Origin of the sequence: Acidiphilium sp. AL, assembly GCF_025499445.1 — a bacterium.
In the GTDB taxonomy this organism is placed as follows: domain Bacteria; phylum Pseudomonadota; class Alphaproteobacteria; order Acetobacterales; family Acetobacteraceae; genus Acidiphilium; species Acidiphilium iwatense.
In genome coordinates this window covers 1-11,529 of the sequence record NZ_JAIMBZ010000066.1, presented here as the reverse complement: position 1 = coordinate 11,529, position 11,529 = coordinate 1, and the positions used below count along the sequence as shown (strand labels likewise).

At 60.9% G+C, this 11,529-nt stretch carries 15 protein-coding genes; 6 read left to right on the top strand and 9 right to left on the bottom strand.

Going from position 1 to position 11,529, the window contains the following annotated elements; translation table 11 throughout:
* Positions 1 to 78 precede the first annotated feature (78 nt).
* The 9 genes from AiwAL_RS18960 to AiwAL_RS18920 form a co-directional block, all read right to left on the bottom strand.
* Positions 79 to 462 (bottom strand): hypothetical protein, encoded by a 384-nt coding sequence (locus tag AiwAL_RS18960; RefSeq protein WP_262313355.1) that lies wholly within the window; start codon positions 460 to 462, stop codon positions 79 to 81.
* Between the two features lie 8 nt (positions 463 to 470).
* Positions 471 to 821: a hypothetical protein gene (locus AiwAL_RS18955; RefSeq protein ID WP_262313354.1), complete on the bottom strand. Its 351-nt coding sequence runs from the start codon at positions 819 to 821 to the stop codon at positions 471 to 473.
* The gene (locus AiwAL_RS18950) at positions 821 to 1,543 is read right to left on the bottom strand and encodes a type IV secretion system protein (protein WP_262313353.1); all 723 of its coding nucleotides are present in this window, start codon (positions 1,541 to 1,543) and stop codon (positions 821 to 823) included. The genes AiwAL_RS18955 and AiwAL_RS18950 overlap by 1 nt, the downstream gene beginning before the upstream one ends.
* 12 nt (positions 1,544 to 1,555) lie before the next feature.
* Positions 1,556 to 3,958 carry a VirB4 family type IV secretion/conjugal transfer ATPase gene (locus tag AiwAL_RS18945; RefSeq protein ID WP_262313352.1) on the bottom strand — a complete coding sequence of 801 codons (2,403 nt, stop codon included), beginning with the start codon at positions 3,956 to 3,958 and terminating at the stop codon, positions 1,556 to 1,558.
* On the bottom strand, positions 3,945 to 4,280 hold the full coding sequence (locus AiwAL_RS18940) for a type IV secretion system protein VirB3 (RefSeq protein WP_262313351.1): 336 nt from the start codon (positions 4,278 to 4,280) through the stop codon (positions 3,945 to 3,947). Before AiwAL_RS18940 ends, AiwAL_RS18945 begins: the two co-directional genes overlap by 14 nt.
* A 1-nt stretch (position 4,281) precedes the next feature.
* Complete coding sequence (gene virB2 / locus AiwAL_RS18935; RefSeq protein WP_262313350.1) at positions 4,282 to 4,644, bottom strand: pilin major subunit VirB2; 363 nt, start codon at positions 4,642 to 4,644, stop codon at positions 4,282 to 4,284.
* 237 nt (positions 4,645 to 4,881) lie between these two features.
* Positions 4,882 to 5,412 carry a transglycosylase SLT domain-containing protein gene (locus AiwAL_RS18930; RefSeq protein WP_262313349.1) on the bottom strand — a complete coding sequence of 177 codons (531 nt, stop codon included), beginning with the start codon at positions 5,410 to 5,412 and terminating at the stop codon, positions 4,882 to 4,884.
* Complete coding sequence (locus AiwAL_RS18925; RefSeq protein WP_262313348.1) at positions 5,413 to 6,015, bottom strand: acyl-homoserine-lactone synthase; 603 nt, start codon at positions 6,013 to 6,015, stop codon at positions 5,413 to 5,415.
* Positions 6,016 to 6,335: 320 nt separating this feature from the next.
* Positions 6,336 to 7,247, bottom strand: a complete 912-nt coding sequence (locus AiwAL_RS18920; protein ID WP_262313347.1) for a LuxR family transcriptional regulator — start codon at positions 7,245 to 7,247, stop codon at positions 6,336 to 6,338.
* A gap of 285 nt (positions 7,248 to 7,532) precedes the next feature.
* Between AiwAL_RS18920 and AiwAL_RS18915 the strand changes: the two genes are divergently transcribed.
* From AiwAL_RS18915 to AiwAL_RS18890, 6 genes are all read left to right on the top strand, one after another.
* Positions 7,533 to 8,066 (top strand): hypothetical protein, encoded by a 534-nt coding sequence (locus AiwAL_RS18915; protein WP_262313346.1) that lies wholly within the window; start codon positions 7,533 to 7,535, stop codon positions 8,064 to 8,066.
* Complete coding sequence (locus AiwAL_RS18910) at positions 8,066 to 8,947, top strand: hypothetical protein (RefSeq protein ID WP_262313345.1); 882 nt, start codon at positions 8,066 to 8,068, stop codon at positions 8,945 to 8,947. The genes AiwAL_RS18915 and AiwAL_RS18910 overlap by 1 nt, the downstream gene beginning before the upstream one ends.
* Positions 8,935 to 9,597 carry a hypothetical protein gene (locus AiwAL_RS18905; protein WP_262313344.1) on the top strand — a complete coding sequence of 221 codons (663 nt, stop codon included), beginning with the start codon at positions 8,935 to 8,937 and terminating at the stop codon, positions 9,595 to 9,597. Before AiwAL_RS18910 ends, AiwAL_RS18905 begins: the two co-directional genes overlap by 13 nt.
* A gap of 119 nt (positions 9,598 to 9,716) precedes the next feature.
* Positions 9,717 to 9,959 carry a type II toxin-antitoxin system Phd/YefM family antitoxin gene (locus AiwAL_RS18900; protein WP_262313343.1) on the top strand — a complete coding sequence of 81 codons (243 nt, stop codon included), beginning with the start codon at positions 9,717 to 9,719 and terminating at the stop codon, positions 9,957 to 9,959.
* 3 nt (positions 9,960 to 9,962) lie between these two features.
* A complete protein-coding gene (locus tag AiwAL_RS18895) occupies positions 9,963 to 10,400 on the top strand; it encodes a type II toxin-antitoxin system VapC family toxin (protein WP_262313342.1) in 438 nt (145 codons plus the stop codon).
* Positions 10,401 to 10,728: 328 nt separating this feature from the next.
* Positions 10,729 to 11,433 carry a type I restriction endonuclease gene (locus AiwAL_RS18890; RefSeq protein ID WP_262313341.1) on the top strand — a complete coding sequence of 235 codons (705 nt, stop codon included), beginning with the start codon at positions 10,729 to 10,731 and terminating at the stop codon, positions 11,431 to 11,433.
* Positions 11,434 to 11,529: the final 96 nt, after the last annotated feature.

The window sequence follows — 11,529 nt, the reverse complement described above, 5'->3', positions numbered from 1 at the left end:
GGCAAGAGATTTCGGCGGCGCGCAACAATCGGAATCGGAACCGGGCCGCCAGGATTCCTTCCGGAATGCCGACAGGCCTCAATCGATTCTTCGGCTAAATGGCGCCTGCGGCCTCAAAATGAGGGGAGACATGAGCGTCACACCCAGGAATGACGATGCAAAATAATTCGGTAGTCCCACAGTGAAGAAACTCACGATATATTGGTCATAGAGTGTCGTGGACATTAAAATGCCCATCACCAGACTGATGGCTATGATCCTGCTGATCCCCTGGCGAACACCGACATCGCCGCGCATCACCAGAATACCCGTGACAATGATCCACAGCACGACCAGCGCGGTCAGTGGCCCCTGCACAGCGGACATTGCCGCATTGACGGTTGTCTCGAGGCTGCTGGTGAACGGCGCCTGGATGATCTGATCAAACGTGTAAAACGGCGCGTAATTGTCAGCACTGGCCATTTTCTACCTCATGGTGCCTGAGCGGCGTTTGGTTTTGCTTTAGCGCTATTCGACATGGCCGCCTGATGCAGTTCATCGGCAAGCAATTGCTCCTCGGCCGATTCAATATTCTGGCAAGCGGCGGGAGATATTGAGGCAGCGTTATCGCCACAATTTGTTTCATCGCGCTTCGCGATCGCGGGATGTGCAACATACCAGCTGGCTGTGTGCACGGCGGCAGCGGGAGCAGATATACCCGCCTGCCCGGATATGGCGTTGCCTGACAGGCGCATGTCATAATCAATGCCGATCGTCACGCCGCCCGCCGCAATGATAACTACAGCGCCAATAATTATCTGCAATCGGGATGGGTACATCATTACTGCCCTCCATTCGCAGCCGCATCGGCCTGCAATTCACCAACAAGATTGATCTGGTCCTTATCGAATTGTTCTTGCTGCTGCTGTTGCTGCGATAGTGCCTGCTCATTCGCCAACACCTGGAGATTCTGAGCCTGCGCCTGCTGCGCCTGCACGAATTGCGATTCCGCCGCGATGCGGCCATTGATCGCATCGACCTGCGTTATCGACGTCGCGGCGCTCAAATCTGATTCCAGATTGGGCAATTCCTGCATGCGCTGTTGAATCGCCGCGAGATTGGTCGATGCGATGCCCTCGATATTGGCGATGGCATTCCCGTTGGCATTCAGCTGTGAGCTCGCGGCGGAGCTATCCGTCGGCGTATAGACATGGTTCTGATTGAAATAGCTTGCCGCCGCACCTGATGGCGCCGTCGATCCCCCGACCAGCCCCGCCATCGCATTCGCCATGGGCATCGGGTTTTCGATGGACAGGTTCTCCATTCCCGCCGCCATACCCAGAATGTTCGTAGAATTGGTGAACATCTGATAGGTCTGCTCGAGCTGGGCGAGTTGCGCCTTGAGCTGCTCGACCGCGATGACCGACTGTGCCGCGGTCTGGATGTTTTGCCCCAGATTGGCGCTGTCGATCACCGCCATCTGTGCAGCGGCGTTTGGCGCCATGCCGAACTCGAGCATCACCCCGGCGCTCACAAGCACGCATGCAAACAGGGCTGGTTTCATGAAATCCTCCCGTCAGTCCTTGGCGTCATGGTAAGAACGTAAAAATTCCGGCAGCCATTGTGCAGGCTCATCGCCCAACTCCTGGCGTAGCTTTTCAGCAAAGCGCACTGTGTTCGCCCGGCCGGAAAGGATGGCGACATAATCGCGCATTTGCCCGAGATCGAATTCACAGATCACACTGGCCTTCTCGCGCTTGAGCAGGAAGCGGCGCTTGCCGACCGCCATCTCCTCCCGCACGGCGCGATATTCGCCCTCGGTGCATTTAAGCCCGTCGATATAAACGGCCCGGTCCGCCGTCGGCGACGGGAACATGATCTTTGTCTGACACTGCGCCACGATCGAAGGCCCCAACGGGCTCTCCAGAATATGCTCGGGCATCTGCAGCGCCAGGAACACCGCGCCATTGCTCTTGCGCACAGTGAGCAGCAGATTATCAACCACGGCGGCAAATTGCGGGTTTTTGAGGTAGAAGCGGAATTCATCGATGCTGAGCACCACCCGGCGGCCATCGAGGATTTGCGTCACCCGGTAGAGCAGATAAGCCCCGGCCGGCGCGCAAACCTCATCATGTTCGAGCAGCTGCGTCATATCGACGCCGGTGATCGCCTCATCGAGGCGCACCTCGTCCCGCGCGCCATCAAACGCCCAGCCCAGCGCATTGCCCCGGCACCATTTCTCGAGGCGAGGCCCCAGCCCCATCGGGTCGGCATGGCCGAGGAATTCCCGCAAACCCGCCAATGAGCGGAGATCTTCCGGCATGCTCATCTGCCGGGCGATGGCGCGTTCCAGGCGCTTCTCCTCCTCAGGCGTAAGCCCGCCTTTGCCGTCGCTCTGCACCAGGGCGATGACCCAGCCGCGCAAAAAATCCCGATCGGCTTCGGTGTTTTGGAGTCCGCGCAGCGGCACCAGGCCCGAGGCCTCGCCACGCCGCAATTCGAGATAGGTGCCGCCAGTGGCACGGACCAGCAATTCGCCGCCCCGGTCCTTGTCGAAAAACACGACCGAACCGGCCCGGCGTGCCGAGTTGGCCGCGTCCTCCACGGTTTGGACCATGGATTGTTCGAACATCGCGAGCAGAAACATCAGCAGCGCGGTCTTGCCGGAGCCAATCGGCCCGAAGATGATCGTCATCGCCACATCGGCGACGTGCGGCACGTAATCATAGGCGGTCCCGCCATCCGTCCTGAACCGGGCAATCGGTGGCCCCCAATGGCCGGCGGCATCGCCCGCCGGGAAATTGTCGAAGCTGGACAGCCCCGCAAAATTGCGGGAGTTGATCGCCCCGGGCCGCGTGCGCCATTCAAGATTGCCCGGCAGTTGCGACCAGAAGGCAGCTTCCAGCCCCAACCGCTCCTCGACCACCACCGCCCCCGCATCGGCCAACCGCCCGCGCGCCCGGCCAGCGTGCTCCTCCACCGCCGCGAGGCTGTCGCCATACACCGCCAGCGAGAAATGATGCGCGCCCATGACGAATTCATTGGAGGCCAGGGCATCCGCCGCTTCCTCCAGCCCGGCGATCTGGCTGACCGCCTTGTCCTGCGCCCCCAGCATCTGGGCGGATTTCAGGGACAGCCGGTCCTGTGCCTGGGCGCGGGTAACGAAGGCGAAGGATTGCGCCAGCACGATGGGGAACGGCACGGAGAGCAGCGTGTTCAACACCCCAGGCCTTGTCTTCGCCGGATATTCCCGGAAGGAGAAAATCGTCCCGAACAGGCTCTTGTCCGGCGCGCGAATTTCTATCCCCCGCCGCCCGCAAATGACGCGATCAGTGTAAATCGAATCACCCAGATGCCCGGAGACAATTGGCACCGGCAGCGGCCGACCGGTGATGATCAGCCGCAGCGCCTCGGCGATTTCCGAGAAGGCGACGCCACCCCGCTCATACACCCCGAGGCGCCGGACTCTGAACCCTTCCAGCCCATTGGCCATAACAAGCCATTGGTCCTCTAACTCTCGCGCCAGCCCGTCCGGAATCTCAGGGGTTTTCCGCCCCAGCCGCGCCCACCTTCTGGCCATGCCGGTGCCGAACGGGCTGCGCGGCGAGACCACCAGGGTAACAAAGTAATCATTCCGGTATAGCCGGCCAGCCAGCACCTTGTCCCGATAGGCGGCATCCAACGCCTCGGCAAAGCCGGAACGGAACCGGCGGATGGGTACTGCCTCCAGATCGGCATGGCGCACCAGATGCGTATGGATGGTGACATTATCGTCCGCGAGATTGCGATAGGTCGTATTGAGCAGTCGCAGCCGGGCGTTGCGCACGGCATGATCGGCCAGCTCGAATGCCTGTCCCTCGACATTCGCCATCGTCAGCAGCGCCCCGCTTTCCAGCAGAACGGTCTGCGGCCCGCTATGCCCGATATAGGGCAGGTAAGGTGTGGCGGCGCGCTCGGCGCGGGCGCTATTCCCCCACATCGAGCATCCCCCGGCCACGACGCTGGCCACGAACCGGCGCCGGTGACATCGAAGCACCGCCCCATCTCTTGCTGTCCACCGACCGGCCCGCGGTGCGCAAATACAGCAGCACGACGCCGACGGCGTTGTAATCCCGCGCCACCAGCTCCCGCGCCGCCAGCCAGAGCGGTGCCATGATCACCAGGTAAAGCGGGTTCTTGAACAGCACGACGATCAACCCTGCCAGCATGAGCAACATGGCCCCCAGGCTGAGCGGCACCCCCATGAACATCGCGGGTCTCGTCGCCGCGAGGTACAGCGTATCAACGTCGAGCGGTTCCACGTCAGCCGCCCCCGGTCAGGGTCTGGCCGAGATAGGAGGCACCGAACATGATCACGATGCCACCGATAATGCCGGCGATAACTCCCAGCGACGCCCGGCCGAACATGAAGAGAAACCCGATGCCGATAATCCCGAGCACGGCGATCGTCTCGCCGAACGGCCCCAGGATGAAGGTGCAGACATTGTTGATCATCGTCTGCGGGCTGGCCCCGCCCGAGACGGTCTGGGCGTAAGCAAGCGCCGGAAGGCCCAGCATAGCCGCCAGCAGCGCCACGGACCACGGTCGGGCGGCCACAGGCCAAAATCTGGTCAGGCGTAACCTCTGCGCCTGCGCAAAGACCATCGGCGCGATCATGTTCATCATGGCGACCTCATCGTTGGCGTGGGGAACCGGCTTCATCGGCCGCGGCAGCGCTTAGCCCGGTCCCATCCAGCCCCAGCGGCACCAGCCAGGGCGCGCCATGGGCCTGCGCGTAATTGCCGGTGGCCGAGACATTCCAGGCGGGCGGCATGTCTGGAGCGGGGACGGACGGCAGCTGTGCCGCGGGAAGGGGCGATGCCGCCTCATCGGCGTGGCGCATCACCCTCCTTGCGTAACCGTTCATGATCCCTTTGAGCGGTGAGCCGGTATTGTAGATCGACAACGCCATGAGCAGGGCGGCCTGCTGCCCGGCATCAACCGGCCCAGCGCCGTAAGCCGCCCGCAACACCGCCGCACCGCCCGCCAGTGACGCACAAGGATCGAGCGCCGCGCGTAAGGATCGAGCGCCGCGCGTATAGTCATCCCCAGCGCCGGCAAATTGGCGGCGTTGATTTGCATCAGGCCCAGATCGACGGAATGCCCCTCGGCCACCCACGCGGCCGCCTCGGCCTCGGCGGCAGCCAAGCTCGCCGGGCTGACACTGGCATGGGTGCTGTTATCGTGCAGCATCCATGGATGAAAATCACTCTCCGTGCGGGCAACACCGCGCAGAACCCATTCCGGCACACCTGGCGCGCAACGCGCCGCGAGAGTGGCAAAATCCGCATCCGATAAGGTCGCGGCGGAGACTGGCGCCGGACGCAATCCAATCAGGCACGCCAGTCCGGCGGCGAGCCAATCTCCATGGAATTTGGCCCGCCGCCCGGCCATCTACGCCACCAGAACCCGCCGCCCGCTCATCCGGACGGACAAGCGTTGACGCATGGATGACAGCGCCGTCGGCGTTGCCTCCCAGATACCGGCGGTTATATTCCCAATCTCCTTCCGCGCCCGTGCCAAAGGCTGCGGGCTCCAGCCGATCCGCGCGTAGATGCGGGTCATCGGTGTGTCATAAACACCGACGACAAATTCGATGCCTGACGCGAGGCAAAGTTCGCACAGGCCGATCAGCAACTCGGCGGAGACGGTGCCCACATCCTGTGTGGTCTTGCCCAGAACCGGCGGCACGCAAAACCGCGTGCATTCCCAGATCGCGGGTGCCGCCACATCCACGTCATCATCGAAGAAATGCTTGAATTCACTTTGCAGCATCGTCGACCCGGTGGTGGCGAGCAGCCGTAAAGAACCGCGCACGCGCTGCTCATCATCGACCGCGAGGAGATAGACCGGGTCGGCCTCCTCATCATAGCGATCCATCTCGCGACCGTTTTTGACCATTACATCCCAGCCCAGGCGCTCATGAAAGACCGCCGCGCGGGACTGGAACATCTGCTCAAATAATGCGGCGTGCTCGACCCTGTCATCCTGGCTCAAATTTATGATCATTTGCGCTCCGCTTGGGTTCTTGAAAAATCATGGCTGACAAATCTCAGCGCCACCTGCGGAAGAGGTTTGAGCGTCTCCAGCGCGGCGGAGTCATGTTTACAAGCCGGATTGTTCAGGCCGCAATCTTCCGAATCGGAATCTTGACAGGCTTCCTCAATCGCGCACTTGATAAAAGTTTTGCCTGGATATCGGCCGTTACCCACGCGCAGGACAACGCAAATCGCCCTGCCACATGAGCTGAAAGAGCGTTCCTTCAGCCTATCGAGAATTTATCAGTATTGGTTGCTGCTGCCTCGACAATCGCTCGCCTATGGGCGCAACATTTCGAGCGAGACAGTCTTGGCGACCGCCTGAGGGATCGTGGTACAACACAGCTTGGCGCAGCCGGAGGTCAAAAACAATCGAACGGCCCGGTCGGTAATGCGCAAGCGGGCGGCGATCTGTTTCACGGTCGCGCCCCGTGCCGCAAACTCCAGGCACGTCATCTCGCGTGGTGATAACACCGGCTTCGGTTCGCCGTCGCGATAGCCGGATAATTCCACGATCCGGTCATGCATGTAATGCCCGATCATCTGGAATTCTCGCATATAGCCGACCCGGCGCTGCTCCCATTCTCTCACCGACATATTGGCGGTCACCGTGAACAACGCGCGCTCGCCGCCAGCCCCTCGCACCGGCAGCGTTATGCCTTGCCTGCCGACATCAAACCCGTCTGCCTCCGCGAAGAAGCCGCGCGCGACGGCGCTCTCGCGGTCAAGATGCGCCCAATCCAGCGGCAAAAAACTCTTCGTGCCGCACACAACCACCGGGTCGATTTTAAAGTAATCATTGTCCTTATAGCGGGTGATCCAGCCTGGGTCATAGGTCAGCATCAGGATCGGATTAAAAACCTTCGCGCCGGGAATATACAGCGCGTGATAGGCAATGTTCGCCAGATGGTAGGCCTTGCAAATGCTGACCGCGATCTTCTGCATGGCCGTAAGGCTCTCTGCCTCGCCAATCTGCGTCACGATCTCTTCGTAGCCATCATCTGCTCCGGCAATCATCCCAAGCCTCCCGCTTAATCTGGAGACAACGCAAAATTGCACTACCGCGTTACGAATGGTTACGTAAATTGAAACATCGGTAATGTTTGATGGCAAGGAATAATCGCTTGTTAGCCACAATGTTGCGGTGCTGCTTGCGGTCGTTATTACGCCATCGTCAGCGGCAAACATCATCGTCTGACGCCCATGACACCACCGCCCCCGAATGCGCTAGCATTCCTTGGTCTGTCGTAGAAACATAACCCGATACCACACCAGACCGACGAGATTAGAGATAGCCATTGCGCCAGCCATTGAGCAGGCCAATAAGATTGCCATTGTGATAGCGATTGAGCTAGCCAATGAGCGATTGATTGCACCAGCGATTGAGCAATCCACAATCTCCTACTTCCGATTCGGAAGATTGCCCGCAGCGTCAAAAATAGTGAAACTCCCGCCGCTATTTTTGAAAGACTGTTCATGTCGCTCAAGCGCAGACCGACTGATGCCGACATCGAAGCCCTAGCCGAAATCTTCCGCCCGCTCTGGCGGGAAGGCGATATTATGCGCCCGTGGCTGCGTCAGCACCATGAGCTGCTCCGCTCGCTCGTGCATGGCGAATGGTCATGGGCCGCGGTCGGCGCAGCCCTGACCAAGGTCGGCATCACCTATCGAACCGGCACACCCTGGACCGACAAGAGGCTGCGCAGCGAGCTGTCACGAGCGCTCATGCCCCTCAAAGGCTACAGACAACGGCAGCTAAAACCCGAAGCACAGCCAACGGCCCAAACTGCCATACCGCCCGGTACGGTTGCTCAAGCGGACCTGCCACCAATTCAGCCATCTGCGCTCAGCATGCCCGCGCCGCAATCGGTCGCCGCGGCGCCCCGCTTCAAGCCCGCCTCATTCCGCATCCCGGAATCATCACCCGCGCCAGGTGGATCAACCCCGGCGGAAGCCGCCCACACACCCCGCCTGACATTCGGCCCATCTGAACCCAAGGAGCCAAGCTGATGCCCGAAGACAAACCGCAAACGCCCGCCACTCCAACCAAGCCATCAGGCGCCACGCCCTATCGCCCCAGCGCCACGAAATTCACCGGCCAGCGCGCCGACATCGTCAGCCTGGCACCGCCCAAGGAGCCCGAGCCCGACATCGAGCTGGGTATCGACATTACCGGCCGCGCCAAAATCATCTTCGCCGCCGGACGTGGCAAAACCGGCAAGACCACCCTGCTCCGCTGGCTCACCGAAACGTCCATCCGCAATGGCGGCTCACCGATCTTGGCCGATGTCGACCCCAGCAACGCCACCTTCTCCGCCTATTTCGCCGATGTCGCCCGGCCGGACACCGACAACCCTGCTGGCGTCACCGCCTGGCTGCAGGAGTTGATCGAGCATTGCATCACCGCGCGGCAATCCGCCTTCATCGACCTGGGCGGCGGCGATACCACCCTGCGCTCGCTTGCCGCCGAAATGCCGGGCCTAGCGACCCATATCGAGGCCGCCGGCATGGCGCCGGTGATGTTCCACCTCACCGGCCCGCAGCCCGAAGATCTCCTCCCTGCCCTCACTTTGGCCGCCCGCGGCTTCACGCCAACAGCACAGGCCCTGGTGCTCAACGAATATGGCATTGAACCCGGCTCAACACGTGAGCGAGCCTTCGCCCGGCTGGTCACGTCCAGCGCCTATGGCAGCTTGGCAGCAGAATGTGTGAAGCTGTGGATGCCCCGGCTACACGCAGCTGAGGCCGTGGAAAGCCGGCAATGCAGTTTTGCCGCCGCGCGCGATGGCACCATCAATCCGCCGCTCGGCCTGTTCGACGCCGCCCGCGTCCGCGTCTGGCTGGACGCCATGGACCGCCGCTTCGCCGGGGTCAGATCATGGATCCCATAAGCCCCGCCTCCCGCCGTGAGGCCCTGCACGAGCAGATCGCCGACGCCCAGATGGTCCTGCGCCGCGCCGCCGCTGCCGCCGCCCTGAAAAGCGACCCGCTCGCTGAACAATTGCAGGCCCTGGCGTTATGCGTCGGCGCGCTGAGTGACCTCTACCAGGCCAGCGAGGCCACCCAGATCAATATCGCCAACACGCTGAAAACCCAGACCGGCGCCATCGCGAATGAAGCCATCGACCGGGTGCATGCCTCGGGCATGGACATCGTTAAACAGCTCACCCCGCAACTGGCCAATGCCGCCGACCGCACCATGCGGCTAAAAATCACCACCCTGCGCATCCGCAGCATCGTGGCCCTGGGTCTGGCATTGGCGCTGGCCATCCTGGTGCCCAGCCTATTCACCTATGCCGCCGGGTTGAATGACGGCCGGTTCCAGGCAGAAATCGCCGCACACATCATCCCCGCCGCCATGAAAGCCAGCCCGGCCGAGGCCATCGCCTGGGGGCAGCTGATGCAGGATAACGATGGCGCCACCGCCATGGCCGCCTGCCGCAAATCCATGCAGCAAGACGCCGATGGGCGGCATTACTGCTTCATGCCGGTCTGGACCGACCCGATATCCCCCGCCGTGCCTTCAGCACCGGTTCAATAACCTCCAGTTCCGCCTGCCAGCAGCGCCTAATGAGCCGCCGGGCGGAACATTATCCTTGCCCATCTCCGCACACGGTCCTAAATATGACTACTGTAGTTCCAATTCGTTCGGAGGCCGCCATGCGGGAAATCCAACTTCGTGACGCCAAAGCCAGCCTGTCTGCCGTGGTTGACGATGCCGTGCGCGGCGAGCCCGCCATCATCACCCGTCACGGCAAGCCCGAGGCAGTGGTATTGAGTTTCGCGGAATGGCAGCGGCTCTCGCATGTGCCCTCTTTCGGCCAATTGCTGATGGCGGCACCTCTCGATGCGGGCGATCTGCCGCCGCGCAATCCTTCCTCGCTCCGTGATAGCGGCCTCTGATCCTTGTATCTCGTCGACACCAATGTCATCTCCGCGCGCGCACCCTCGCGCGTTCCCCTGCCCGATCTGGCCGCCTGGATGGACACCCATTCGGCTGAATTATTCCTCTCCACCGTCACCATCGCCGAAATTGAGGACGGCATCGCCAAGGCCAAGCGTGAGGGGGCAACCCGCAAAGTCCGAGATCTAACCGCCTGGCTGGAAACCGTGCTGCACCTCTACGCAGCCCGCATCCTGCCCTTCGACCTTGCCACCGCTTGCCTCGCCGGCAGTCTATCAGACCGCGCTCGAGGCCAAGGCCATGCGCCCGGCTTCGCCGACATCATCATCGCCGCCACCGCGCAGCACCACGGGCTGACAATCCTGACCCGCAACCTGCGGCATTTTGAGCCACTGGGCGTGCCGGTGCATGATCCGTTTGCCCGCTTGCCCGGAGCATAATCGTGGCCGGAAAGATAGCATGAAGAGCGGTCATTCCGTCTCGAACCGCCAGTTCCGGCGTGATTGCGCCCGTTACGGTCGTTTCCGGGGTCGGGAGATGGGCCCGGAAGCAGCCGTTCATCTGAGGGCGCCTCGGGACACCAAGGCGCCGTCCACATGTCTGGAGCCGAGGTGCGTAAGATTCCACTTATCCGTGTTTGAACGATAAAATCATGCGACTCGATGGACAGGCTAGCGAAACGTCGAGCAAAGCATGTAAGGATATGGCGAACCACGGTGCTTAACGTCGGAAGCAGCGAGGGGTTCAAATGAACATTGGGAGGCACTGATGAGCCTGGACGTGCTAGCCGCGGACGCTTCCGAAGCGGACGTTGAGACCCAAGTTGTACTTCCTCTACTGACTAAGTCAGAGTATCTCGGCATCTTCACGGCTAGCGTCAGAAGCAAGGAATTTTTGACGGCGTTCGACATCGGGAAAGGTGCAAAATTGCGGAAGGCATATATACCTGACTTTGGTATATATGTGCTTTCACTTCCGGTAGTCGTAATTGAGGTGAAGGCTCCATCTGTCCCAGTCACCGAAGCCTGGGAGGAAGCTTCTCTCTATGCCCATATGTTGAATAGGCGATATCCGGCTAAGATAAATCCTTGTGAATTGATTCTCGCAACCAATGGGCTAGACCTTCTCGCTGGGCGCTGGGACAGCAAACCAGACTTGAACGGGAAAATCTCTGATTTGCTCTTGGGCAGCAAGCTTCTGCGGCAACTACAAGGGCTGATGGGTAACGCAGAATTAGAACGCATCGCGGGAAGCACCAGTGCATCACTAAAGCTCGTCAACTTTAAGCGGCCATTTAACCAAGGGGGTGGCGCAGCTCTAATAGGATCCAAACTTGAACTAAACACATTCGCCGCCGATTTGTCTCCTGTTCTACGGAGATACTTTTCCTCTCGAGATCAGAATAAAGACCCAGAAATATACAGAAGCGCATCTCATGTCTCCCCTCATTTTGAGGCCGCAGGCGCCATTTAGCCGAAGAATCGATTGAGGCCTGTCGGCATTCCGGAAGGAATCCTGGCGGCCCGGTTCCGATTCCGATTGTTGCGCGCCGCCGAAATCTCTTGCCAA

What these genes read in the sequence shown, in the direction of transcription:
- AiwAL_RS18930 (WP_262313349.1), bottom strand. Translation starts at nt 5,412, where the DNA reads ATGGCCGGGCGGCGGGCCAAATTCCATGGAGATTGGCTCGCCGCCGGA.
- AiwAL_RS18890 (WP_262313341.1), top strand. Translation starts at nt 10,729, where the DNA reads ATGAGCCTGGACGTGCTAGCCGCGGACGCTTCCGAAGCGGACGTTGAG.
- AiwAL_RS18960 (WP_262313355.1), bottom strand. Translation starts at nt 462, where the DNA reads ATGGCCAGTGCTGACAATTACGCGCCGTTTTACACGTTTGATCAGATC.
- AiwAL_RS18910 (WP_262313345.1), top strand. Translation starts at nt 8,066, where the DNA reads ATGCCCGAAGACAAACCGCAAACGCCCGCCACTCCAACCAAGCCATCA.
- AiwAL_RS18915 (WP_262313346.1), top strand. Translation starts at nt 7,533, where the DNA reads ATGTCGCTCAAGCGCAGACCGACTGATGCCGACATCGAAGCCCTAGCC.
- AiwAL_RS18905 (WP_262313344.1), top strand. Translation starts at nt 8,935, where the DNA reads ATGGATCCCATAAGCCCCGCCTCCCGCCGTGAGGCCCTGCACGAGCAG.
- AiwAL_RS18900 (WP_262313343.1), top strand. Translation starts at nt 9,717, where the DNA reads ATGCGGGAAATCCAACTTCGTGACGCCAAAGCCAGCCTGTCTGCCGTG.
- AiwAL_RS18945 (WP_262313352.1), bottom strand. Translation starts at nt 3,958, where the DNA reads ATGTGGGGGAATAGCGCCCGCGCCGAGCGCGCCGCCACACCTTACCTG.
- AiwAL_RS18955 (WP_262313354.1), bottom strand. Translation starts at nt 821, where the DNA reads ATGATGTACCCATCCCGATTGCAGATAATTATTGGCGCTGTAGTTATC.
- AiwAL_RS18920 (WP_262313347.1), bottom strand. Translation starts at nt 7,247, where the DNA reads ATGATGTTTGCCGCTGACGATGGCGTAATAACGACCGCAAGCAGCACC.
- AiwAL_RS18950 (WP_262313353.1), bottom strand. Translation starts at nt 1,543, where the DNA reads ATGAAACCAGCCCTGTTTGCATGCGTGCTTGTGAGCGCCGGGGTGATG.
- virB2 (WP_262313350.1), bottom strand. Translation starts at nt 4,644, where the DNA reads ATGATGAACATGATCGCGCCGATGGTCTTTGCGCAGGCGCAGAGGTTA.